The following is a 22,630-nucleotide window of genomic DNA, read 5'->3' on the forward strand; positions in this document are numbered from 1 at the left end:
GCCGGGCCGCCTCAGCGCGCGCCGAGCAGGTGCTCGACGGCGAGCTGGTTGAGCCGCACGAAGGCGAAGCCCTTCGCGGCCGTCGCGTCCACGTCGAACTCCTCGAACGCGGACCGGTCGGCGAGCAGCCCGGCGTAGCCCTCACCGTCACCCAGCGTCGGGCTGGCCAGCTCGCCGACCTTGCTGGCGGCGAGCGCCTCGACCACCTCCGGGTCGGCCCGGAACGCCGCCGCCCGCTCCTTGAGCAGCAGGTAGGTGCGCATGTTGGCCTCGGCCGACGCCCACACCCCGGCGATGTCCTCGGTGCGGGAGGGCTTGTAGTCGAAGTGGCGCGGGCCGTCGTACGCCGGGCCGCCGTTGGGGCCGCCGTTCTCCAGCAGGTCGACCAGGGCGAACGCGTTCATCAGGTCGCCGTGGCCGAAGACCAGATCCTGGTCGTACTTGATGCCGCGCTGGCCGTTGAGGTCGAGGTGGAACAGCTTGCCCTGCCAGAGCGCCTGGGCGATGCCGTGGGCGTAGTTGAGGCCGGCCATCTGCTCGTGCCCGACCTCGGGGTTGAGGCCGACCATCTCGGGGCGGGCCAGCTGGGAGATGAACGCCAGCGCGTGCCCGACGGTGGGGAGCAGGATGTCGCCGCGCGGCTCGTTCGGCTTGGGCTCGATGGCGAACCGCAGGTCGTAGCCCTGGTCGACGACGTACTGGCAGAGCACGTCGACCGCCTCGCGGTAGCGGTCCAGCGCGGCCCGGATGTCCTTGGCGACGTCGTACTCGGAGCCTTCCCGGCCGCCCCACATGACGAAGGTCTTGGCGCCCAGGTCGGCGGCGAGGTCGACGTTGCGCAGCACCTTGCGCAGCGCGTAGCGGCGCACGTCGCGGTCGTTGCTGGTGAAGCCGCCGTCCTTGAACAGCGGATGGGTGAAGAGGTTGGTGGTGACCATCGGCACGACCAGGCCGGTCTCGTCGAGGGCCTTGCGGAACCGGGCGAGCTGGGCCTCCCGGGCGGCGTTGTCGGCGCCGAACGGGATCAGGTCGTCGTCGTGGAAGGTGATGCCGTACGCGCCCAGCTCGGCGAGCCGGTGCACGGCCTCGACGGCGTCCAGCTCGGGGCGGGTGGCGTCGCCGAACGGGTCACGGGCCTGCCAGCCCACCGTCCAGAGCCCGAAGGAGAACTTGTCGGCAGGGGTGGGACGGGGTGCCATGGCAGACCTCCGGTGAGGATGATGGTGGCGGTGGGTGTGTCACCCGCAATTTGTTCAGTGGTTGAATTAAATGGCCGTGCTGTGGCACTGTCAAGGGGTGACCGACACCCGGACCGCCGGCGCGGTCCGCCAGGGCAGCCTGCGCGAACTCAACCTCGCCGTGGTGCTGCGGCGGATCGCCACGACCGGCCGGCCGCCCTCCCGGGCCGAGATCGCCGCCGACACCGGCCTGACCCGGGCCACCGTGTCGGCCGTCGTCGACGACCTGATCGCCGGCCGGCTGGTCACCGAGGCCGACCCCGCGCCCCGCACCGGCGCCGGCCGGCCCGCCCGGGGGCTGCTGCTCGGCGACACCGGCCCGGCCGGGCTCGGCCTGGAGGTCAACGTCGACTACCTCGCCGCCTGCGTGGTCGACCTCACCGGCGCCGTCCGGCACCACGAGGTGCGCCGGGTCGACCTGCGCCCGCTCTCCCCCGCCGACGCGCTCACCGACCTGGTCGGCCTGGCCCGGCGGGCCCGCGCCGCCGCCGACGACGCCGGGCTCGGCCTCGCCGGGGCGGCCCTGGCCGTACCGGGGCTGGTCGACGCGCGCGGCCTGGTCCGGCTCGCCCCCAACCTGGGCTGGCGGGAGGTCGACGTGCCGGCCCTGCTCGCCGGCCACCCCGCCCTCACCGACCCGGTCGACGGGGTGCCGCCGCTGGTGGTGGAGAACGAGGCGAACCTCGCCGCGCTGGGCGAACTGCACGCCCGCCCCGGAGGCCCGCAGAGCTTCCTGCACGTCTCCGGCGAGATCGGCATCGGTGCCGGGATCGTGCTCGACGGGGCGCTGTTCCGGGGTTCCCGGGGCTGGAGCGGCGAACTGGGTCACGTACCCGTCGATCCGGCCGGTCCCACCTGCCGCTGCGGGGCGCGGGGCTGCCTGGAGACGTACGCCGGGCAGGAGGCCGTGCTGGTCGCGGCCGGGCTGGCCGGGGTGGACCTGCCGGCCGACACGGCCGCCCGCCGGCTGGCCGACCTGGCCGGCTCCGGCGACCCGGCCGCGCTCGACGCGCTGCACGCCGCCGGCACCGCCCTCGGGGTGGCCGTCTCCGGGGTGGTGAACCTGCTCGACCTGGACACCGTCGTGCTCGGCGGCGGATACGCGACCCTCGCGCCGTGGCTGTGCCCGCCGGTGCTGGCCGAACTCGACGCCCGGGTGCTCACCAGCGGGTGGTCCCCGGTGACGGTCCGGCCGGCGGCGCTCGGGGCCGAGTCCGCAGCCGTCGGCGGGGCCGGTGCGGTGGTCCGCCGGATCATCGCCCGCCCGTCCGGCTGGCTCTCGCGCCCGGGGTGACCCCGCTTCCTCGCTGGCCGATCCCCGGCCCACCTCGGTACGCTTTCCCTACGGCAACCAATTTTCCTACCGAGGAGAGCACTCCCAGCATGCGCAGAGGTCGACAGACCGACGCGCCCGGCACCCGGCGGTGACGACGACCCACCGGGACGGGCACGCCGGCCCGGTGAGCGGCGGCGGACAGGTGTCCCGCGCGTCGGCCCACCCGTCGCCGGACGGCCCGCTGCCGGCCGACCCGCAGCTCGCCCGGGAACTGCTCGACGGCCTCGCCGAGGCGGTGGTCACCACCGACCACGCCGGGCGGGTCACCCTGGTCAACGCGATGGCCGGGCAGCTCCTGCCCGAGCTGACCCCCGGTACCGACCTGACCCGGGGCACCGTGCCGGCGCTGGCCGGCGCGGTCACCGGCGACGCCGCGACGTTCGACGCCCAGCACCGGGGACGCCGGCTGCGCGGGGTCTGCCGCCCCCTGGCCGGCGGGGGCTGCGCCTGGTACGTGCGGGACGTCACCGACGAACAGGCCCGCACCGACGCGCTGCTGGCCGAGCGTTCCCGCACCGCGTTCCTGGCCCGGGCCGGCAGTCGGCTCGGGCTCTCGCTGCACCGCGAGCAGACCCTCCGCAGCACCGTCACCCTGCCCGTGCCCTACCTGGCCGACGCGGCGCTGGTCGTGCACCGGCCCCCGCAGCCCGGCGAGGACGTCCCGCACTGGCTGCGGTACGCCGACGGCGACCCCGGCCCGGTCGGTGGGGTCGCCGACCCCGAGCTGACCGGCGCGGTCCCCGGGCTCGTCGAGGCGCTCAGCGGCGCGACCACCGACCCCAGTCCCTGGCTCGACGCCGAACTGGCCGACCTGGATGCCGTGCTGCCGCCGGGCTTCGGCCGTCCCGGCACCGTGCTGATCAGCCCGATGCCCAGCGCCGGCGGACCGGCCGGCGCGTTGGTCCTGGTCCGCCGGGTCGGTCGGTCCGGCTTCGACCAGCGCGACATCGAGCTGGCCCGGGAGTTCGCCGCCCGAGCCGGGTCCGCGGTCGCCGCCGCCGAACTCTACGGCGAGCAGGCCCACCTGGCCCGGGTGCTCCAGCACAGCCTGCTCCCCCCGGAACTGCCCCCGGTGCCCGGCGTCACCCTGGCCGGCGGTTACCGCTCCGCCGGGGACAGCCTGCGCATCGGCGGCGACTTCTACGAGGTCTTCCGCACCGCCACCGGGGCCCTGTTCGCCCTCGGCGACGTCTGCGGCAAGGGGGTCGGCGCGGCCGTGCTCACCGGCCGGGTACGCCAGTCGTTGCAGACCCTGCGGCTGGTCGAACAGCGTCCCCGGGAACTCGTCGCGCTGCTCAACCGGGCGCTGTTCGACTCCCCCGACGCCGCCCGGCGCAGCCAGTTCACCACCCTGCTGCTGGGCACCACCGAACCGGAGGCCGACGGCGGCCTGCGGCTCCGTATCGCCGGCGGCGGGCACCCGTCCCCGCTGGTGGTACGCGCCGACGGCAGCATCGTCGAGGCGCGGGTGGGCGGGATGCCGATCGGCGCGTTCGCCTCGGCGACCTTCGTCGAGGTGGAGGTACGCCTCGCCCCGGGTGAACTGCTGCTGGCGTACACCGACGGGGTGACCGAGGCGCGTGGCGGCGCGGCGGCCGTCGAGATGTTCGGCGAGCAGCGGCTGCGGCAGGCGCTCGCCACCGTGGCCGGTCTGCCGCCCGCCGCCGTGATCGACTGGCTGCTCCAACTCGTCGACGAGTGGCTGGACGGGGAGAGCCACGACGACATCGCGATGCTGGCCGTCCGCGCGGCGGAACCGGCGTGAGCCGGCCGGACGGGCCGACCGCCGCGGACCCGGGCCCGCCGGCCGGAGCCGGACCGCCGGTGGTGGGCCCGGAGGTCGTCGCGGCGTACCTCGACTGTCTGGACCGGACCGACCTGCCGGCCGCCACCCGGATCGCGACCGGGTTGCTGGACGCCGGCTCGTCGGTGGCCGACGTCCTGGTGGACCTGGTCGCCGTGACCCAGCGCGAGGTGGGACTGCGCTGGCTGACCGGCCGGTGGAGCGTCGCCCAGGAACACGCCGCCACCCACGTCAGCGAGCGGGTCGTCGAGGCGGTCGCCGCCCGCGGCGGCCCGACGGGCGACCGGGGGCACGTGGTGATGGCCTGCGTCGAGGGCGAGTGGCACGCGCTGGCCGCCCGGATCGTCGTCGAGGCGGTCCGCGCCGCCGGCTGGCGGGTCACCTTCCTCGGCGCGAGCGTGCCGGTTCGGCAGCTGGTCTCCTACCTGCACCAGACCGGCCCGGACGCGGTGCTGCTCAGCTGTGTGCAGCCGAGCCGGTTGATCCGGGCCGGGCGGATGATCGAGGCGTGCCGGGCGGCCGGGGTGCCGGTGGTGGCAGGCGGCCCGGGTTTCGGCCCGGACGGCCGCTGGGCCGCCGCCGTCGGCGCCGCCGCCTGGGGTGCGACCGCCCGGGACGCGGCCCGGCTGCTGGCCGGCCCGCTGTGCCCGGCACCGCACACCGGTCCCGTCCCGGGGGCCGGCACCGACGAGTACGTCGCGGTGCTGCGCCACCGTCGCGACCTCGTACAGCTCGTGCTCCGCGAGGTGGCCCCGGAGCCCGACCGGGTCGAGGAGGTCGCCGGTGCGGTCGCCCAACTGGTCGACGCGCTGGCCGCGGCGATCCGGATCGGCGACCCGGGTCTGCTCGTCGAGTTCGCCCGCTGGCAGACGGAGATGCCCGACACCCGGGACGGTCCCGGACTGCTGGACACCGCGCTCCGGGTGTGCGCCACCGCGCTGACCGAGCACCCGCACGCCGGGGACTACCTGCGTCGGGCCCGAAGCCTGCTGACCACGACCCCGTGACCGTCGGCGGATCAGGCCGACCGGGCCGCCGGGGTGCCGTTGCCGGGCCGGGCCTGGGCCGGTGGGGGCGGTGCGGACGGCAACTCGACCACCGGCCCGCCCTCCCCCTCCCGGGCCCGCGCCACCCGGTCGAACTCCACCAGACCGCGCAGCAACGCCCCCCGGCCCTCGCCGCTCATCCCGGCCAGCACGGCGGCGAGCCGCTGCCGGCGGTCCCGGCGCAGCTCGGCCAGGAGGCGGGTCGCCTCCGAAGTCAGGTGCAGGGCGATCTCCCGCCGGTCCGACCGGCCCGGCTCCCGCTCCAGCATGCCGGCGGCGACCAGCCGGTCGCAGAGCCGGCTCGCCGAGGAGAGCAGCATGTTGAGCAGTGTGGCGAGCCGGCGCAGGTTGATCCCGTCGTGCCGTTCGACCACCATGACGGCACGCAACTGCGCGCTGGACAGTCGGCTGGTGGTGCTCTCCCGGGCCGCCTCCCACACGGAGAGCAGGGCCCCTGTCGCGGCGTCCAGCTCGGCGGCCATACTCACGTCTGGTCCGCTAGGACCGCTTTCTTCGGCCATGGTGGGCCCGAGACTACCCCCCGTACCAGGGGATCTGCGCTGTCAGGAGGCGTGAATGACCAGCGGACCCGAGTGCCGGGCCCGACGGGTGCTGACCGAGTCGCCCGCGGACCTGCTGCTGGAACGGCTCGCCGAGGAGCTGGGGCGGTCCTACCCGATCACCGACGTGGAGCTGTTCCAGGTCGACTACCGGCTGTCGGTGCTGCTGCCGCTGGGTGGCGGCGACCCGCTGACCGGGCCCGGTCACCCGGCCTGGCGCTGCTACGACCACCAGCAGCCGGTGCTCGCCGACGGGGTCGGCTGGTTCCCCGTCGGCATGCGGGGCGAGCGGCGCGGGGTGCTGCGGTTGACCCCGGTGCCCGAGGACCGGACGGCGGCCGAGGAGTTGACCCGCATCGCCACCGCCCTGGGGCACGAGCTGGCCGCGGTCACCGCCGGCACCGACGTCTACCGGGCCTCCCGCCGGGCCCGCCGGCTCACCCTCGCCGCCGAGATGCAGTGGGAACTGCTGCCGGGGCGCAGCCGGGACCGGCCCTCGTTCCGCCTCGCCGGCCAGCTCGAACCGGCGTACGCGGTGCGCGGGGACAGTTTCGACTGGTCCGACGACGGCACCCGGCTGTGGCTGTCGGCCATCAACGGCACCGGTGAGGGGGTGGCCGCCTCGATGCTCACCGCGCTGGCCACCCACGCGTTGCGCAACGCGCGTCGGGGCGGGCTGGCCCTCGCCGACCAGGTCGCCCTCGCCGACCAGGCGGTCTACGCCCTGCACCGGGGCGAGCAGCACCTGTCCGCCCTGGTGATGGAGCTGGATCTGGCCACCGGGGTGCTGACGGCGGTGGACGCCGGGTCGCCCCGGCTGGTGCTGCTGCGCGACGGTGAGGTCAGCGAGCAGGCGCTCGACAAGCAGTTTCCGCTGGGCATGTTCGAGGGCACCGACTACCAGCACCAAAGCTTCGAGCTGCGCCGTGGCGACCGGCTGTTCGTGCTCAGCGACGGCGTGATCGACGCGACCGGGCAGCACGTCCGGTACGGCGAGACGGCGCTGGACCGTTTCCTGCGGCGTACCGGACCGATGACGCCGCTGGACGCGGTCCGTTCGCTCATCGGTGACCTGCGCGCCTTCGTCGCCGGTGACCTGGTCGACGACGCGGTGGTCGTCTGCCTCGACTGGACCGGCCCGCAGGAGTAAGGCCGGTGGCGGGCCCGACGCGTCCCGGTGGCGGGCGGTGCGGGCCGACGGTCAGTAGGCCCCGCGCCCGCGCAGCACCGCGCCGAAGGTCTTCCACAGGATGGTCAGGTCGGCGGCGAGCGACCAGTTCTCCACGTAGTAGAGGTCCAGCCGGATGCCGTCCTCCCAGCTCAGGTCGGACCGGCCGCTGACCTGCCAGAGGCCGGTCATGCCCGGTTTGACCAGCAGGCGGCGGGCCACGTCGCCGTCGTAGCGGGCCACCTCGGAGGGTAACGGCGGACGGGGGCCGACCAGGCTCATCTGGCCGAGCAGCACGTTGACCAGCTGGGGTAGCTCGTCAAGCGACCACTTGCGCAGCAGCCGCCCGATCCGGGTGACCCGCGGGTCGTCGCGCATCTTGAACATCAGCCCGTTGGTCTCGTTGCGGGCCACCAGCTCGGCCAGCAGCGCGTCGGCGTTGACCACCATGGTGCGGAACTTCAGCACCCCGAACTCCCGACCCCCCTGCCCGACCCGGGTCTGCCGGAACAGCACCGGCCCCCGGCTGTCCAACCGGACGGCCAGCGCGATCAGCGCCACCAGGGGCAGCAGCAGCGCCAGCGCCACGGCGGCGGCGGACCGGTCGACGAACTCCTTGACCAGCTTGCGGGCCCCCCGGAACTCGGGCGCCTCGACGTGGATCAGCGGCAGCCCAGCCACCGGCCGGGTGTGGATACGCGGGCCGGCGACGTCGGTGAGGGCGGGCGCGACGACCAGGTCGATCCCGGTGCCCTCCAACTGCCAGCCCAGCCGGCGCAGCCGGGTCGCGGTCAGCTCACCGGACGCGGTGACCGCGACGGTGTCCGCGCCGATCGCGGCGGCGGCCTCGGGGATGCCCCGCAGGGACCCCACCACAGGCACGTCGCTGAGCCGCTGCGGCACCGGGGCGAGCAGCGCGTCGGGGATGCACGCGCCGACCACGTGGTAGCCGGCGTACGGCTCCCGGCGCAGGGTGTGCACCAGCTCCAGCACGTGCGCGGTGTCCCCGACGACGAGGACCCGGCGGGACCAGCCGTCGCCCCGGCAGCGGGCCCGGTGCAGCGCCTTGCGGGCGGCGAAGCGGGCGGCGACCAGCGCGACGGTGCCGACGGCGAAGGAGATGCCGAGGAAGCCCCGGGAGACCCCGACGTCGAAGATGTAGCCGGCGATCGCGACCCCGCCGGCCAGCCGCAGGCTCGCCCCGCTGACCCGCCGGTACTCGTCCGCGCCGTAGCCGAGCACCCGGTCGTCGTAGCAGCGCAGCGCCTTGAGCGAGACCAGCCAGACCAGCACCAGGGCCGGCGCCACCACCACGTACGGGATCTCCGAGCCGCGCGGCACGGCGTCGCCGAAGCGGGTGGCGTAGCCGGCGAGGACCGCCAGCGACAGCACGGCGGTGTCCAGCACCACGAGCGTCCGCACATAGCCCCGCTGGCTGGACTGTGACCGGGTACCCGCCGGCCGGGCACCTGGTGCCGTCGGCGGGGTACGGACGGGCGTGGACAGTGTCGCCGAGGTCACCCAACCTCCCCCACATCACACTGGTCGACTCCGGGACCGGTGGTCATCCCCGCGGGCCGCCCGCCGGAACACTCCCGACATCCTGCCCCAACAATGATGCTCACCAATTGCCTCGGACGCATTACCGTCAGTTTTCGTCATCCGGCCGGAGCCGGAAAGCGCACTACCGCACCGGTTTGCCCGGCGCGGCAGGTCGCCTGCGCTGTGCGAGGGCTCAGCGCGGTGCGTTCGGGCGCAACGCGATGGCCTTCAGGAAGATGTCACCGATCTTGGACGGGTCCTCGGTGACGAAGGCGCCGCCACCGGTGACGTTGGTGATGGACTGGAGTTCGGCCTTGGAGACCTCGCTGCCGATGCCGATGATGACCACCTGCACCGGGCGCTCCGGGTCGTTGAGCTGCTTGAGCCGGCTGATCAGCGCGCTCTGCGAGATGCCGTTCTTGTCCTCGTTCTTGCCGTCGGTGAACAGCACCACCGAGTTGACCCGGCCGGGTTCCCAACCGTCCTGGACGGTCTTGTACGCCGCCAGCATGGTGTCGTACAGGCCGGTGTCGCCGCTGGACGGGCGGATGCCGGCGAGCCCCTGCTCCAGCTTGCCCCGGTTGCCGGACAACGGGTTGATCGGCTCGATCTCCCGCCAGTCCCGCGAGCCGACCAGCTCGGTGGAGAAGGTCCACAGCCCGATCGACCAGGAGTCGTCGAAGAGGTTCAGGCCCCGGCTGGCCGCCGCCACGGTCACCTGCTCCCGGCTGGCGTTGTTGGCCGACGGGACGGGGGCCTTCATCGAGCCGGAGACGTCGATGACGCAGAGCATCCGCCCCGACTGGGTGGCGATCGACCAGCCGGAGACCGCCCGGTCTATGGCCACCGGGTCCAGTCCACCGGCGGCGGTCCCGCCGGACGGGGGCACTGCCGTACCGCCGCCGGCCGGGCTCGGCGCACCCTGCGGCGCCTTGAAGCCCTCGCCCCAGTTGCCGTCGGGGGCCCGCAGCGACTGCACGGCGAGCCGGTTCTTGAAGCTCTGCGTGGTGAGCAGTTCGAAGAGCACCTTCGCGGCCGACGCCTTGGCCTGGTCGATCCCGGGGAGCACCGCGTACGGGTAGTCAAGTGGCATCGGCGACGGCTCCAGGTAGAGCGCGGCCAGCGGGATCGGCGGCTTGGTGTTGTTGTAGGCGATGACGTCCTCCTCCGACAGCGCGGCGGCGCCGAGCGCGCTGGCGATGGAGGTCGGGTCGTTGGAGCGCGGGAACCGGGCCAGCAGGTCCTGCCGCAGCGCCGAGCGTCCGGTGGCCAGCGCCCGCAGGGCGGCCGTGGTCGCCTGCTGGGCGTCGCCGCCCCCGCCGCTGGCCGCGGCGGTCAGGGAGAGCAGGCCGGAGAGCCCGGCGGCGTCCTGGGTCGGCTCGACGATGCCGGCCCGCAGCGGCTTGTCGCTGCGTACGGCGCGCAGCATGTCGTTCCAGGTGAGCTTCTTCTCCGGCCAGCCGAACTTGGTGCTGGCGATCGGCTGCGGCATGGCCACCACGATCGGGCTACGGGCGATCGACGCGCCGTTGCCGGGGGCGAACGCGGTGGCGCCGCCGCTCTTGAGGCGCAGCAGCCAGGTCGACGAGTCCGGAATCCACACGTCGGGGGTGACCGCGGTGCCGCTGGCCTGCCCCACCCCGGCGAGGCTGGCCCCGTGCTTGCTGGCCACCGCAGCGGCCACCTCCACCGGTTCGGAGGCGGTGACGTTCACCTTGATGCAGGTGCCACCGACCGCCGCCCCGTCCGTCGTCCACTGAGCCGCCGCCGCCTCGACTGCCGGCGCGACCTCGGGCGCGGTGGCCACGGCGAGCTGGATCTCCCCCGAGCAGGACGGTCCGGCCAACTGCTGGTAACCGACCCAGGAGCCGCCGACCACGACGACGAGCGCGGTCGCCGCCGCGGCGACGCCCGCTCCTCGGATACTTGAACGCATGCGATGGCGGCCAGACACGCTGACCATCTTGCGTATCTCGTTCGCTTTCTGCCACAACCGTTCGGACGAAAGTTACGCAGGAGAAACAGTTGATCACTATTTCGCCACTCTGAGTAATCAAATCGTCTCGTGACGTGGCACCGATCCACCCCGGACGGACGTATGTCAGGGCAGTACGCAGGTCGGACTGCCGGTGGCCACCGGCTCGCCCAGCGGCGACGGCACGCCCGACTCGGGGTCGACCCAAAACACCCGGATCATGTCGGCCCGCTCGTCGGCGACGTACAGGTGCCGGCCGGAGAACGCGAAGTGCCGGGGCCACTCCCCACCGGTGTCGACCTCGTCGACCAGCCGGGGCAGCTCCCCGTCGAGGGCGAAGACCGCCACCGTGCCGACCCCCCGGTTGCCCAGGTAGAGGAACCGGCCGTCCGGGCCGACCGTGATCTCCGACGGCTGGACGTGACCGGCCCGCCCGCTGGCGTCCATCCGGCCCCGCTGGTGCAGCGCCCCGTCGGCGGTCAGCTCGTAGGCGGTCACCGTCGCGTCCAGCTCACCGGCGAGCCAGCAGCGCCGCCCGTCGGGATGCCGGGCCAGGTGCCGGGGGCCGGTGCCCGCGACCGTGTGCACCCGGGGTGCGCGCGGGGTCAGCCGGCCGGTGGCGGCGTCCAGGTCGTACCGGTAGACCGAGTCGGTGCCTAGGTCGACGGCGAGCAGCGGGCCGGCGCCGGGATCGGGCGACACCATGTGGCAGTGTGCCTGCTCCTGCCGCTGCGGGTCCGGACCGTGCCCCTGGTGGACCACCAGGTCGGTACGTTCCCCGGGCACCCCCTGCCCGTCCAACGGCAGGACGGCGACGCTGCCCCCGCCGTAGTTGGCGACGAAGAGGTGCCCGCCGTCCGGGGCGACCGCCAGGTGGGCCGGCTCGGCACCGCCTGTCGACCGCACCCCCAGCGGGGTCAGCCCGCCGTCGGGGTCGACCGCGAAGGCGCTCACCTGCCCCTCGGGCAGCTCGTTGACCGCGTAGAGCACCGGCCGGGACGGGTGCCGGACGAGGAAGGACGGCGCCGGGGTCACCGCGACCGTGCCGAGCAGGGTCAGCTCCCCCGACTCCGGGTCCCGCCGGGCGGCGACGATGCCCTCCCCACGCCCACCCGTGTCCGCCGTGTAACCGCCGATGTGGACGATCGTCCCCGTCACCGGACCCCCTCTGCCGAATATCGCCGTCGCTCTCCAGGCTTCCCGCAATCACCCACCGGCATCCCCGGTTTCCCGGCTTTTCCTCACCCGGCAGGGGTGCGCGGCCGGTCAGCCTACCGGGACGGGTTCGCCGCGCTGCCGCGCCACGTGCTCGACCAGCGAGATCAGCACCAGTTTGCCGGACTGCCGGTCCCGGGCGTCGCAGAGCATCACCGGCACCTCCGGTTCGATGTCCAACGCCTGCCGCACCGCGTCGACGCCGAACCGGCGGGTGTCCTCGAAACAGTTGACCCCGACCACGAACGGGATGCCGCGCTGCTCGAAGTAGTCGATCGACGGGAAGCAGTCGGCCAGCCGGCGGGTGTCGGCCAGCACCACCGCGCCGAGCGCACCGAAGGCCAACTCGTCCCAGAGGAACCAGAACCGGTCCTGCCCGGGGGTGCCGAACAGGTACACCTGGAGATCGTCGGTGATGGTGATCCGGCCGAAGTCCATCGCCACGGTGGTGGTCGACTTTCCCTCCACCCCGGACAGGTCGTCGGTGCCGATGCCGGCGTCGGTCAACACCTCCTCGGTCTGCAACGGCCGGACCTCGCTGAGCGCGCTCACCAGCGTCGTCTTGCCGGCGCCGAAGCCACCGGCAATGAGGATCTTGAGAGCCAGCGGCAGCCGGTCCGCTGAGGAGTCGCGATCAGAGCGCACGTAGTCCACTGACCACCGCCTTGAGAATGTCGTCGTCGGGCAGGCCGGCGGCGGCCGGCGGTTCGTGCACGGTGACCAGCCCACGGGCGAGCAGGTCACCGAGGAGTACCTGGACCACCCCGAGGGCGAGATCCAGGTCGGCAGCGAGATCCACCACCGCCACCGGCTGCCGGGCGCACTCCACCAGCCGACGGTGCTCGGGTTGCAGTCCCGGCTGGCCGTGCGGGTCGACACCCGCCGTGGCCAGCACGAAGGCGACCAGGTCGAAGCCGCCGACGGCGGGCCGCACCCGACCACCGGTGAGGGTGTACGGACGCACCACCGGACCGGCCGCACCGTCCAGCCACTCGTGCTGGTGACCCGGCTGCTCAGCCCGCATCGGCGAGCCCCGCCGCCCGCGCCGGCGCGGTCAGGTTCTCGCCGACCCGGACGACCAGCATCGCCATCTCGTAGGCCACCAGGCCGATGTCGGCGTCCGCCGCGCAGGCCACCGCCAGGCAGGCGCCCTGCCCGGCGGCGGTCACGAAGAGGTACGCCTCCTCCATCTCCACCACCGTCTGCCGGACGCCACCGGCGGCCAACTGCCGGCTGGCCCCCTTGGCCAGGCTGGAGAAACCCGAGGCCAGTGCGCAGAGGTGTTCGGCGTCGGCCCGGTCCAGCCCGGCGGAGGCACCGAGCAGCAGGCCGTCGGCGGAGAGGACCACCGCCTGTTGGGCCGCCGGCACCCGCTCCACCAGTTCGTCGAGCAACCAGCCGAGATCGGCGTTCTGCCGTGTCGTGTGCACCACTAGGCGTCCCTCTCAGTCGCGGTCGAATCGGGCGTCGCCCCCGGGCCGGCCGGCGGCGGGGATGCCCCGGCGTCGGACCGCCCCGGGTCGCCGCCCGCGGTCGGGGCGGGTCGGACGGGGTGGACGCCGCTGCTGTCCAGCCGTCCCCGGGCGGTGCCGGCCTGCAGCGCCGACATCTGCCGCCGTACCTCCTCGGGGGAGCGGGTGGTGGGCGTGTCGGTGCCGGCCGGCGGGCGCGGGGGGCGGGCCACCGGGCCCCGGCGGCGGACCCGGCGGGGCAGGCCGTCGCCGTCGGCAGCGGCCTCCACCGACGAGGTACGGGCCGGAGCGAACGGCAGCACCGTCTGGTCCGGCCGCTCCCGGGTGGTCCGGGCGGTACGCGGTCGGGGCAGGGTGGTCAGCCGGGTCACCGACGCCGCCGGGCGGTCCCGGGTCGGCGGGGCGATCGGTGGCTCCTCGGTGATCAGGTCGGCGGGGAGGCGTACCAGCGCGGTGAGCCCGACCGGCGTGCCGGCCCGCAGGGTGACCCGGACGCCGTGCCGGGCGGCCAGCCGTGAGACCACGAACAGGCCGAGCCGGGCGCTGTCGGCCGGGTCGAACTCGGGCGGGGTGGCCAGCCGCCGGTTGGCGTCCTCGACCGCCTGCGGCGTCATCCCGAGCCCGTGGTCGGTGATCTCGACGAGGTAGCCGTCCACGACCGGCGCCCCGGTCACCTCGACCCGACGCTCGGGCGGGGAGAAGGCGGTCGCGTTCTCGATCAGCTCGGCGAGCAGGTGGATGACGTCGGCTACGGCCCGGCCGAGCAGCCCGGCCGGCTCGACCCGGCCGATGTCCACCCGGTCGTACGCCTCGACCTCGGAGATCGCGCCGCGCAGCACGTCCAGCAGGGCGACCGGCTGCCGCCAGCCCCGGCCCGGTGCCGCCCCGGCGAGGATGACCAGATCCTCCGCGTGCCGGCGCAGCCGGGTCGCCAGGTGGTCGACGCGGAACAGCTCGGCCAGCTCGTCCGGGTCCTCGGCACGGCGCTCCATCCGGTCGAGCACGGCGAGCTGCCGGTGCACCAGCCCCTGGCTGCGCCGGGCCAGGTTGAGGAAGACCTCGTTCAACCCCCGACGCAGCGTCACCTCGTCGATCGCCGACCGCACCGCCACCCGGCTGACCTCGGTGAACGCCCGGCCCACGTCACCGATCTCGTCCGCACCGTAGGACAGCGGCGGGGCCTCCCGGGCCACGTCGACCTGTTCGCCCCGGCGCAGCCGGGCCACCACGTCGGGCAGCCGGTGCCCGGCCAGCTCCAGCGCGGCGCTGCGGACGGCGGACAACCGGCGGGCCAGCGTCCGCCCGACCCGGACGGCGACCAGCAGCGACACCCCGATCGCGACGAGGCCCAGCACCCCGGCGACGCCGAGGCGCAGCAGGATCGTGACGGCGACCGGCACGGACCGTTCGGCCAGCCCGTCGGCCTGGCTGAGTTCGAAGTCGCGCAACTCCTGCTGGACGGCCTCCTGGCTGGCCTGCCAGGCACGCGCGTCGATCGACGGGAGGCCGGACGGCCCGGCGCCGAGCAGTTCCTCCTGCATGGTGCGCAGCCGGACGAACGCCTCCCCCTCCACCAGCCGCTGGTAGGCGGCCCGGTCGGCGGCCGGCAGGTCGGCGACCGCCGACTCGGCGAGGAACCGTTCGTTGGCGATGGTCTGCACCAGCCGCAGGTGCTCGCCCTCGGTGAACCGGCCGGCGACGAACGCCCCGGCGAGCATCGCGTCGGTCTGGCCGAGCAGTTCGCGGGAGCGGCCGACCGCGGTCAGGGCGAGCGCCTGCCTGTTCAACTCGACGTCGGGCAGCGCCGCCGTCGCGGCGAACGCCTGGAAGGCCGAGGAGATCATGCCGCTGTACAGGCCGATGGCGCCGGCCCGGTCGACCTGCCGGCGGTCGATGAACCCCCGGCCGGCCGGCAACGCCTCCAGCGCGGCCCCGAGCGCGTCGAGCCGGGCGTTGAGCAGGTCACCGGCGGCCTCCCGCAGCGCGTCGCCGGCCATCCTCCGCCGCAGCTCGACGATCGCCTCGTCGGTGCGTCGCCGCTGGTCGGCGAGGGCGGGCAGGGTGCCGGTGCCGGCCAGTTGGATCACCGAGGCCCGCCGCTCCCGTTGCAGCTCGGCCACCACCTGTTCGCCGGGGCGGCCGAAGTCCGCGAGCAGGGTCCGGGCGGCGAGCAGGTCGAGCGCCGGTCCGAAGGTCAACGTCGTGGCGAAGATCCAGAGCGCCAGCAGGGCGGCCACCGGGGTGACGACCAGGGCGGTCAGCTTGGCGCGGATCGGCCAGTCGCGGGTGTCCATGAGTCCTCGCCCGGGCGGGAGTGTCGGCGGTGGCGCCGGCACCGACCGGGCGGTTCCGGCATCGATGCCGGGCACCGGCGCGGCACCTTGGGCAGGATACGTAATCCTGACGCTCAGCACTACCGTGCGTCTCCCGACGTCACCGCTGCGTCGCCGCCCCGCCACCCGGCGGGCCGCCCCGGCCGACCGACGCCCCGACCGGGCCACAGCCGGGTTGATCAGGCATCCGCGCCGGCCGGCGGCGCCTGCGCCGCCCCCGTGCCGGCCGGCGCGGACCGATGGGAAAACGTGACCGGATTTCCGCCCGCGCGGCCCCGGACGTACGTCATGGCCGCTTCGTCCCGGTCGGGATCGGCGTGGACGGAGGAAATTCGCCGGATCGGGATTGGTGATCAGTGCGGGGAGGGAATACCGCAGGGCGAAGGAGGAGCCATGTCGCCCACGCAGATAGTCCTACTGGTTCTCGCCGTACTGGTGGTGGCGGCGCTGGTCGCCGTGGCCGTGGTGGCCAACCGCCGACGCGCCCTGCGGTCCCGGTTCGGCCCCGAGTACGACCGGGTGGTCGCGGAGCAGGACAGCCGCGGTGCCGCCGAGCGGGAGCTGCGCGAGCGGGAGCGCCGCCACGCGGAGTTGACGCTCACCCCGCTCAGCCCGCAGGACCGGGCCCGGTACGCCGCCGCCTGGGAGGAACTCCAGGTCCGCTTCGTCGACTCGCCGGCCGAGGCCGTCGGTGACGCCGACGAGTTGGTCAGCCGTCTGATCGCGGACCGGGGCTACCCGACCGGGGAGTTCGCCGAGCAGGCCGCACACCTGTCGGTGGAGCACGCCCGCACCCTGACCCACTACCGGGAGGCGCACGAGATCCGGCTGCGCAACGAGCGTGGTGAGGCCGGCACCGAGGATCTCCGTCAGGCCGTCGTCCACTACCGCGCGCTCGTCGCCGACCTGCTCGGCGAGGAACCGGTCGGGCACCGCCTCCCGGAGCAGCACCCGGACAGCCCGCAGGACGCCACCACCCGCTGACGCCACCACCCGCTGAGGAGAACACCGCCATGCGCCAGGACGAGCAGCAGTTGCCCACCGACCACCCCGAGGTCGTCCGGTCCGCCCCGGTGGCGGTGCCGCCGCCGGACGCGGTGGACGCCGACCCCGTCGGCCGGCACGCCACGGCCCGCGACGGCCGGGACCGCGACGACGACCAGCGGCCGGAGTTCCACGAGCCCGCGCCGCTGCCCACCGCCTTCGGGGCGGCCAGCGTGGGCGACGCGGTGGCCGCGTCGGCGCTGGCCGGCGGACGACCGCAGGACGAGCGGGACGCCCGGGACGAGGACACCGCCGTGCCCGGTGACGGGGCGCCGGGCCGGACCGAACCGTTCGACGACGAGCGCGCCGACCCGACCGCGGCGGACCGGATCCACGACCGGGACCGTTGGTCGGCCGACCGCACCGCTGACGACCGCACCGCCGGCCACCGCACCGCCGACCACCGCACCACCGGCGACGTCGCCACCGGGAACGTCGACGCCACCGGCCACGCCGACCCGGACCGGGACGCCGACCGGCCGGCCCCGGTGACCGACGCCGCCGGCTACGGCAGCGCCACCCCGGCGATGGTCGACCCGGACGCGACGGCCACCGACGACGGGTCAACGGCGGCCGTCGTCGGGGCGGCCGGCGCTGCCGGTGCCGTCGGGGCGACCGCCGACCGGTCGACGGGCGCGAACGTGCCCAGCGACGCGGCGACGCTGTTCGAGGCGGACGCCGCGCAGGGCTTCCGGGACCGGTGGCGCGACGTGCAGCTCCGCTTCGTCGACGACCCCCGGGGCGCGGCCGGCGAGGCGCAGTCGCTCGTCGAGGAGGCGATCGCGGCCCTCTCCGAGGCGCTCGCCGCGCAGAAGGAGAAGCTGGGCGGCTGGCAGGGCGCCGACGAGGCGGACACCGAGCAACTCCGGGTGGCCGTGCGGCGGTACCGCGACTTCCTGGACCGCGTGCTGGGCCGCTGAACCGCCGGCCACCCCCGCGCCGGCCCGTCGACCGCAGGGCCGCGCGGACGGCCCGCCGGCACCGCGCGCCGGACGACCCACCGCCGGCGCGTCCCCTCCGTCGATGCCCCGGCCGGGCCACTCCCGGCCGGGGCATCGAGGCTCGCCCACCGATTCGACCTGACGCCCGGCATGGGGTCGCCCGAACGGGGTACCCGGGACGCGGGAAGCGTCTGGGACAGGAGGGCGGCACCATGACCGACCGTGACCCGAACCGACCGTTGGAGGAGCGCCCGGAGGTGGCCGCCGCGGTGGACGACGACTCCACCGTGCCGAAGTTCTCCCAAGGCGGCGCCGGTCCGGCCGATCCGTCGTTCGTCGCGCCTGGTGACCAGCCGGGTGGGGCGACCGAGGAGCTGATCGGTGACCCGTACGCCGCCGGCACCGGGGCCACCGGTACCGGCACCGGGGCCGGTGGGGACAACATCCGTACCGGGGCGGAGCAGCCCTGGGAGCCGGAGGACCTGGTCATGGCGCGCGGGCAGGACCTGACCCCGGAGAACCTGGAGCGGGCCCGGCGCGACCTGGCCGAGATGGGCCGGGCCGCGGTGGAACGTACGGTCCCCTGAGCCCGGCCGGGCGGACCCGGCCCGACCGGCGGACACGGGTGGGCCCCCGGCCCGACCTCTCGGTCGGACCGGGGGCCCGGGTGCGCCCGCCGCGTCAGTGCCTCACTCCAGCCGCAGCGGGCTGGTTCGTCAGAGCGCCGGGTAGGCGTTCTTCATGAGCTCCTGGAACTGCGCGGAGAACCAGGCGCCGGAGATCGGAGCGTTGGGCAGCGCGCCGCTCATGCTGTTGCCGTTGCGGGCGTTACCGGTGTAGGTCGGGTCGCACATCCGGTCGAAGCCCTTGCCCTCGTTGTTCGGGATGAGGGAGCTGGAGCCGTCGGACTCACCCGGGGGCTTCACCCAGACGTAGGCGTCGATGCCCGGCTCCGGGTCGGCCTTCGGCCGCTCGCCGAGACCCGCACCGGCCTGGTTGCACCAGTTGCCGGCGTGGAGGCGACGGTCGACGCGGCCACCGTTGACGTAGGTGTCGACGCTGGTCGTCGCGCCCGGGCCGGTGGGCCGGGCGGTGCCGCCCCAGCCGTTACGGGAGGTGTCGATCAGCATGCCGATGTTGCTGTTGAAGCCGACCGAGATCAGCTTGGTGCGGAACGCCTGGGCGAACGACAGCTCGTCGACGTAGTAGTTCCAGTCGATCCACTTGGACTGGCGGACGGTCTGGCCGTTCACCGTGTCGGTGATCTTGACGTACGGCTCCTTCAGGGCGGAGTAGTTCGCCGTGTTGGTGATGAAGCCGTGCACGTAGTTCACGTTGCTGCCGGAGGCGACGGCGGCGGTCTTCAGGATGTCGGCGGTCGGGCCGAAGTTGGTGTCCCAGCCCAGCCAGCCGTGGTGGCCGGCGTCGATGTAGTTGTAGACGTTGCCGATCGGGCCCAGCTTCGACAGGGCGTAGCCGACACCGTTGACGTACGCGCCGTTGGCCTTGACCACGTCACACTGCACCGTGCCACCGGCGTTGCCGGAGGTGTTGGTGACCAGGTTCGGCAGCGAGTCGATCTCGATGATGTTGATGATCCGCAGGCTGGCGTACTTGGCCTGGCTCTGGATCGCGGCGATCGGGTCGATGTACTCCGCCTTGTAGCGCGGCAGTTCGTCGGCGGCCAGCTCACCGTTGGAGGCGAGCGCCGAGCAGTCCCGGCCGGGCAGGTTGTAGATCACGAACTGGATGTAGCCGGCACCCTGGGCGAGGGCGGCGTCCAGGTGGTCCTTGACGCCCATCGCGCCGTTGGAGCTGCTGTCCGGGGTGCCGTTGATCGCGGCGATCCGGTCCAGCCACACGGCGGTCGGGTTGTTGGAGACCCGGCTGCCACCGGCCTCGGCGTCCGCCTTGGCCTTCCACTCCGGGTTCACGTAGCCCTTGACGCCGGCGTACGGGTTGTCCACCTTCTGCCCCGGCGGGGGCGTGGTGGGCGGAGGCGTCGTGGGCGGCGGGGTGGTGGGCGGAGGCGTGGTCGGCGGGGGCGTGGTCGGCGGCGGGGTGGTGGGCGGAGGCGTGGTGGGCGGCGGGGTGGTGGGCGTGGTGCCGCCGCAGACGACCCCGTTGAGGGTGAACGAGGTCGGCTTGGGGTTGCTGCCGCTCCACGAGCCGTTGAAGCCGAGGGTGGTGCTGCCGCCGCGACCCAGCGAGCCGTTGTAGGACTCGTTGGTGGCGGTCACGTTCTGGCCGCTCTGCGACCACTTGGCCGACCAGCCCTGGGTCACCCGCTGGCTGCTGTTGGGGAAGGTGAAGCCGAGGGTCCAGTTGCTGATCGGGTCACCCACGTTGCGGATGGTGACGTTCGCGGTGAAGCCACCGGACCAGTCGTTGGTGGTGTAGTCGATGCTGCACTGGGTGGCGGCCTGCGCCGCGGTGACCGGGAGGGTCACCAGCCCGCCCGCGACCAGCACGCTCGCCCCGGTGAGGGCGAACGCCCGGCGTCGGGCGGACAGACTTCTCCACAGATTCATGCCTTTTGCACTCCTTGGGCGAGACCGGCACCACGAGGGGACCGGCAAGTGGCGCGTGAGCGTCCTGGGGTACGGACGACCCCGGCGCCAACGGGACATCTCGGGGGGTGCCCGACCCGGAGGACGGGCGTGGTGGTGGTGAGCTTCACCGGCCCGCACGGACCGGTCGGCGGCGATGTCGTCCGGTGCACCGGTTGCCCTCGACCTCTGCCGTGCGCGGTGTGGCTCCCCGAACCGCGTGCAGCGATTCTTGCATGGGAGCGCTTCCATGGCAATGGCTCGATACTTCGCGGCAACCTGGCCGCAACGCCCGGGCCGGCACCCAGGCCGCTACGAGCCTATCTCCGCCCAGCTCGGCCGTGAGGGCTCCCACCACGCAGGCGGGTAGCAACACCAACACAAGCGACCCAAAGTGCTTAAAGGTCTGATCATCGGTAAAGCCGAAAACACGAATCTTTCCCCGAATAAGTCATGAAACCGTCTAACGTCGGTCATAGCTCGACTGTCGTCGGGCTCAGGACAACAGGGGATGGAGTGACGCAGGTCATGGCTAACAAGATGCTCGGGAAGGTTGTCGCGGGTGCCGCTCTCGGTGGCGCGTCCCTTCTGGTGTTCACGCCGGGGATCGCGTTCGCGGACGGTCACCACGACGGCGAGAGCCGGGACGGCAAGGTCATCGCCAAGCCGCACGTCGTCAAGCCCGGCGACGAGGTCAAGCTCATCGAGATCTGCCCGGAGGCGCAGGAACACGCCTTCGTCTGGTCCAAGGTCACCGGCAAGGTCAAACTCAAGCCCGCCGAGGGCCGCGGCGAGGAACACGGCGGCTGGGAGGGCGACGAGGGCAAGGGCGAGGACCACGGCAAGGGTCCCGACGGCCAGGCCCCCGACGACAACGGCCCCAAGCCGCAGCCCCCGGCCGAGGGTGGTCAGCCCCCGGCGGACGGCGGACAGCCTCCGGCGGACGGCGGACAGCCCCCCGCGGACGGCGGTCAGCCCCCGGCGGACGGCCAGGGCGGTGGCTTCATGGCCGCCGACCAGGGCCCGGACCACGGCGGCAAGCCCGACGAGGGCAAGGGCAAGGAACACGGCAAGCCCGACGAGGGCAAGGGCGACGAGCACGGCAAGCCCGACGAGGGCAAGGGCGACGAGCACGGCAAGCCCGAAGAAGGCAAGGGCGACGAGCACGGCAAGCCCGAAGAAGGCAAGGGCGAGGAACACGGCAAGCCGGGGGCCGGCGAGGAGTCCGGCGAGCACGGCAAGCCCGGCTGGGACGAGGAGTCCGACGAGGGCGACTGGCAGGGCCACGAGGGCTACGGCCAGGACGACGAGTACGGCTACGGCGAGGACGAGGAGTACGGCTACGGCAAGGACGAGGGCGGCTGGGAGCACAAGAAGGACTTCGTCTACTACGGCGAGGCCAAGGTCTCCGAGGACGCCCGCCCGGGCCGGTACGAGCTGAACGGCTCGTGCGGCGAGGGCGAACTGGTCGTCCTGCCGAAGGGCCACGTCGACGGCGGTGACGGTGGGATGACCGCCACCAGCGCCGACCGGGGCATGGTCGCCGGCGGGGCCGGCATGATCGGTGCGGCCGCCCTCGGCGGCATCGTGCTGATGCGCCGGCGTCGGGCCGATGAGCTCGGCTGACCCGACGGCGACACGGGCCGGCGGCCGTCACGGGAGACCGTGGCGCGCCGCCGGCGCGGCCGTCGTCGTCCTCCTCGCCATGGCCGGCTCCGGCATGATCGGCGCGTCGATCCGGACCACGCCCCCGCCCCGTCCGCCGCAGCCGGCGGCCCAGGCCGCGCCGCAGACCGCCCCGACGGACGCCCCGGCCGGGGACACCGGGCCGGTCGACGACCCGGACGCGCAGGTCCCCGCCGACGCGAGCGTGCCACCGGGCCCCGACCCGCTGCCCCGTTCCGCCCCCACCACGATCGTGATCCCCAGGATCGGGGTCAACGCGGGGATCATGCCGCTGGGCACCAACCCGGACGGCACGGTCCAGGTGCCCCCGCTGGACCAGGCCCAGCGGGCCGGCTGGTACGAGCCGGGCGTCAGCCCCGGCGAGACCGGCAACGCGGTGATCGTCGGGCACGTCGACTCGGCGCAGCTCGGGCCGGCGGTCTTCTTCCAGCTCGGCTCGCTCCTGCCCGGCGACACCGTCGCGGTGACGCGGGCCGACGGCAGCACCGCCACCTTCACCGTCGACGAGGTGCGGTCCTACCCGAAGACGCAGTTCCCCACCGACCTGGTGTACGGCCCGAACGACCGTCCCGGGCTGCGGGTGGTGACCTGCGGCGGCCAGTTCGACCAGGCTGCCGGCAGCTACCAGGACAACGTGATCGTCTTCGCCACGCTGACGTCCTGAGCCGGCCCGGTCACCACACGACCGCGCCCGTGGCGGGACCCTCGTCCCGCCACGGGC

19 protein-coding genes are annotated in these 22,630 nt (G+C 74.0%); 9 read left to right on the forward strand and 10 right to left on the reverse strand.

The window, feature by feature from the left end; translation table 11 throughout:
• Window positions 1-11: 11 nt before the first annotated feature.
• On the reverse strand, window positions 12-1,199 hold the full coding sequence (gene xylA, locus Q2K16_RS14170) for a xylose isomerase (RefSeq protein WP_302745934.1): 1,188 nt from the start codon (window positions 1,197-1,199) through the stop codon (window positions 12-14).
• A gap of 70 nt (window positions 1,200-1,269) precedes the next feature.
• Between xylA and Q2K16_RS14175 the strand changes: the two genes are divergently transcribed.
• From Q2K16_RS14175 to Q2K16_RS14185, 3 genes are all read left to right on the forward strand, one after another.
• Window positions 1,270-2,532: an ROK family protein gene (locus Q2K16_RS14175; RefSeq protein ID WP_302745936.1), complete on the forward strand. Its 1,263-nt coding sequence runs from the start codon at window positions 1,270-1,272 to the stop codon at window positions 2,530-2,532.
• 130 nt (window positions 2,533-2,662) lie between these two features.
• A complete protein-coding gene (locus tag Q2K16_RS14180) occupies window positions 2,663-4,339 on the forward strand; it encodes a PP2C family protein-serine/threonine phosphatase (RefSeq protein WP_302745938.1) in 1,677 nt (558 codons plus the stop codon).
• Window positions 4,336-5,385 (forward strand): cobalamin B12-binding domain-containing protein, encoded by a 1,050-nt coding sequence (locus Q2K16_RS14185; RefSeq protein ID WP_302745940.1) that lies wholly within the window; start codon window positions 4,336-4,338, stop codon window positions 5,383-5,385. The genes Q2K16_RS14180 and Q2K16_RS14185 overlap by 4 nt, the downstream gene beginning before the upstream one ends.
• Window positions 5,386-5,396: 11 nt before the next feature.
• Here the strand turns inward: Q2K16_RS14185 and Q2K16_RS14190 are convergent, their stop codons facing one another.
• Window positions 5,397-5,906 (reverse strand): MarR family transcriptional regulator, encoded by a 510-nt coding sequence (locus tag Q2K16_RS14190; RefSeq protein WP_302746481.1) that lies wholly within the window; start codon window positions 5,904-5,906, stop codon window positions 5,397-5,399.
• Window positions 5,907-6,000: 94 nt separating this feature from the next.
• Here Q2K16_RS14190 and Q2K16_RS14195 point away from each other — a divergent pair, with 94 nt between their 5' ends.
• Complete coding sequence (locus Q2K16_RS14195) at window positions 6,001-7,134, forward strand: PP2C family protein-serine/threonine phosphatase (RefSeq protein ID WP_302745941.1); 1,134 nt, start codon at window positions 6,001-6,003, stop codon at window positions 7,132-7,134.
• Between the two features lie 51 nt (window positions 7,135-7,185).
• Here Q2K16_RS14195 and Q2K16_RS14200 read toward each other — a convergent pair whose 3' ends face one another.
• The 7 genes from Q2K16_RS14200 to Q2K16_RS14230 all read right to left on the reverse strand — a co-directional run bounded on the left by Q2K16_RS14200 (window position 7,186) and on the right by Q2K16_RS14230 (window position 15,650).
• Window positions 7,186-8,673, reverse strand: a complete 1,488-nt coding sequence (locus Q2K16_RS14200; RefSeq protein ID WP_302745942.1) for a sugar transferase — start codon at window positions 8,671-8,673, stop codon at window positions 7,186-7,188.
• 214 nt (window positions 8,674-8,887) lie between these two features.
• The gene (locus tag Q2K16_RS14205; RefSeq protein WP_302745943.1) at window positions 8,888-10,630 is read right to left on the reverse strand and encodes a substrate-binding domain-containing protein; all 1,743 of its coding nucleotides are present in this window, start codon (window positions 10,628-10,630) and stop codon (window positions 8,888-8,890) included.
• 165 nt (window positions 10,631-10,795) lie between these two features.
• Window positions 10,796-11,827, reverse strand: a complete 1,032-nt coding sequence (locus tag Q2K16_RS14210; RefSeq protein ID WP_302745944.1) for a lactonase family protein — start codon at window positions 11,825-11,827, stop codon at window positions 10,796-10,798.
• 108 nt (window positions 11,828-11,935) lie between these two features.
• Window positions 11,936-12,538 (reverse strand): GTP-binding protein, encoded by a 603-nt coding sequence (locus Q2K16_RS14215; RefSeq protein ID WP_204958038.1) that lies wholly within the window; start codon window positions 12,536-12,538, stop codon window positions 11,936-11,938.
• Complete coding sequence (locus tag Q2K16_RS14220; RefSeq protein ID WP_302745946.1) at window positions 12,519-12,908, reverse strand: DUF742 domain-containing protein; 390 nt, start codon at window positions 12,906-12,908, stop codon at window positions 12,519-12,521. The genes Q2K16_RS14215 and Q2K16_RS14220 overlap by 20 nt, the downstream gene beginning before the upstream one ends.
• Window positions 12,898-13,317: a roadblock/LC7 domain-containing protein gene (locus tag Q2K16_RS14225; protein WP_145921424.1), complete on the reverse strand. Its 420-nt coding sequence runs from the start codon at window positions 13,315-13,317 to the stop codon at window positions 12,898-12,900. The genes Q2K16_RS14220 and Q2K16_RS14225 overlap by 11 nt, the downstream gene beginning before the upstream one ends.
• Window positions 13,317-15,650, reverse strand: a complete 2,334-nt coding sequence (locus Q2K16_RS14230; protein ID WP_302745949.1) for a sensor histidine kinase — start codon at window positions 15,648-15,650, stop codon at window positions 13,317-13,319. Before Q2K16_RS14230 ends, Q2K16_RS14225 begins: the two co-directional genes overlap by 1 nt.
• Before the next feature lie 432 nt (window positions 15,651-16,082).
• Here Q2K16_RS14230 and Q2K16_RS14235 point away from each other — a divergent pair, with 432 nt between their 5' ends.
• The 3 genes from Q2K16_RS14235 to Q2K16_RS14245 all read left to right on the forward strand — a co-directional run bounded on the left by Q2K16_RS14235 (window position 16,083) and on the right by Q2K16_RS14245 (window position 18,261).
• Window positions 16,083-16,673 (forward strand): hypothetical protein, encoded by a 591-nt coding sequence (locus Q2K16_RS14235; protein ID WP_302745951.1) that lies wholly within the window; start codon window positions 16,083-16,085, stop codon window positions 16,671-16,673.
• Between the two features lie 29 nt (window positions 16,674-16,702).
• Window positions 16,703-17,653 (forward strand): hypothetical protein, encoded by a 951-nt coding sequence (locus tag Q2K16_RS33240; protein ID WP_302745953.1) that lies wholly within the window; start codon window positions 16,703-16,705, stop codon window positions 17,651-17,653.
• 233 nt (window positions 17,654-17,886) lie between these two features.
• Window positions 17,887-18,261, forward strand: coding sequence for a hypothetical protein (locus Q2K16_RS14245; protein WP_302745955.1), 375 nt, complete (start codon window positions 17,887-17,889; stop codon window positions 18,259-18,261).
• Between the two features lie 129 nt (window positions 18,262-18,390).
• Here the strand turns inward: Q2K16_RS14245 and Q2K16_RS14250 are convergent, their stop codons facing one another.
• Entirely contained in the window at window positions 18,391-20,205 is a 1,815-nt protein-coding gene (locus Q2K16_RS14250) for a glycoside hydrolase family 6 protein (RefSeq protein ID WP_302745957.1), read from the reverse strand.
• A gap of 546 nt (window positions 20,206-20,751) precedes the next feature.
• On the opposite strand from Q2K16_RS14250, the gene Q2K16_RS14255 reads away from it, so the two are divergent.
• Window positions 20,752-21,849 (forward strand): putative sodium/potassium/calcium exchanger, encoded by a 1,098-nt coding sequence (locus Q2K16_RS14255; RefSeq protein WP_302745959.1) that lies wholly within the window; start codon window positions 20,752-20,754, stop codon window positions 21,847-21,849.
• The gene (locus Q2K16_RS14260) at window positions 21,836-22,573 is read left to right on the forward strand and encodes a class F sortase (protein WP_302745961.1); all 738 of its coding nucleotides are present in this window, start codon (window positions 21,836-21,838) and stop codon (window positions 22,571-22,573) included. The genes Q2K16_RS14255 and Q2K16_RS14260 overlap by 14 nt, the downstream gene beginning before the upstream one ends.
• Window positions 22,574-22,630 lie beyond the last annotated feature (57 nt).

The sequence above is a fragment of the Micromonospora cynarisoli genome (assembly GCF_030518815.1).
Classification (GTDB): Bacteria; Actinomycetota; Actinomycetes; order Mycobacteriales; family Micromonosporaceae; genus Micromonospora; species Micromonospora wenchangensis.

What these genes read in the sequence shown, in the direction of transcription:
- Q2K16_RS14190 (WP_302746481.1), bottom strand. Translation starts at nt 5,906, where the DNA reads ATGGCCGCCGAGCTGGACGCCGCGACAGGGGCCCTGCTCTCCGTGTGG.
- Q2K16_RS14175 (WP_302745936.1), top strand. Translation starts at nt 1,270, where the DNA reads ATGGCCGTGCTGTGGCACTGTCAAGGGGTGACCGACACCCGGACCGCC.
- Q2K16_RS14245 (WP_302745955.1), top strand. Translation starts at nt 17,887, where the DNA reads ATGACCGACCGTGACCCGAACCGACCGTTGGAGGAGCGCCCGGAGGTG.
- Q2K16_RS14205 (WP_302745943.1), bottom strand. Translation starts at nt 10,630, where the DNA reads ATGCGTTCAAGTATCCGAGGAGCGGGCGTCGCCGCGGCGGCGACCGCG.
- Q2K16_RS33240 (WP_302745953.1), top strand. Translation starts at nt 16,703, where the DNA reads ATGCGCCAGGACGAGCAGCAGTTGCCCACCGACCACCCCGAGGTCGTC.
- Q2K16_RS14255 (WP_302745959.1), top strand. Translation starts at nt 20,752, where the DNA reads ATGGCTAACAAGATGCTCGGGAAGGTTGTCGCGGGTGCCGCTCTCGGT.
- Q2K16_RS14235 (WP_302745951.1), top strand. Translation starts at nt 16,083, where the DNA reads ATGTCGCCCACGCAGATAGTCCTACTGGTTCTCGCCGTACTGGTGGTG.
- Q2K16_RS14195 (WP_302745941.1), top strand. Translation starts at nt 6,001, where the DNA reads ATGACCAGCGGACCCGAGTGCCGGGCCCGACGGGTGCTGACCGAGTCG.
- Q2K16_RS14230 (WP_302745949.1), bottom strand. Translation starts at nt 15,650, where the DNA reads ATGGACACCCGCGACTGGCCGATCCGCGCCAAGCTGACCGCCCTGGTC.
- Q2K16_RS14220 (WP_302745946.1), bottom strand. Translation starts at nt 12,908, where the DNA reads ATGCGGGCTGAGCAGCCGGGTCACCAGCACGAGTGGCTGGACGGTGCG.
- Q2K16_RS14260 (WP_302745961.1), top strand. Translation starts at nt 21,836, where the DNA reads ATGAGCTCGGCTGACCCGACGGCGACACGGGCCGGCGGCCGTCACGGG.
- xylA (WP_302745934.1), bottom strand. Translation starts at nt 1,199, where the DNA reads ATGGCACCCCGTCCCACCCCTGCCGACAAGTTCTCCTTCGGGCTCTGG.
- Q2K16_RS14250 (WP_302745957.1), bottom strand. Translation starts at nt 20,205, where the DNA reads ATGAATCTGTGGAGAAGTCTGTCCGCCCGACGCCGGGCGTTCGCCCTC.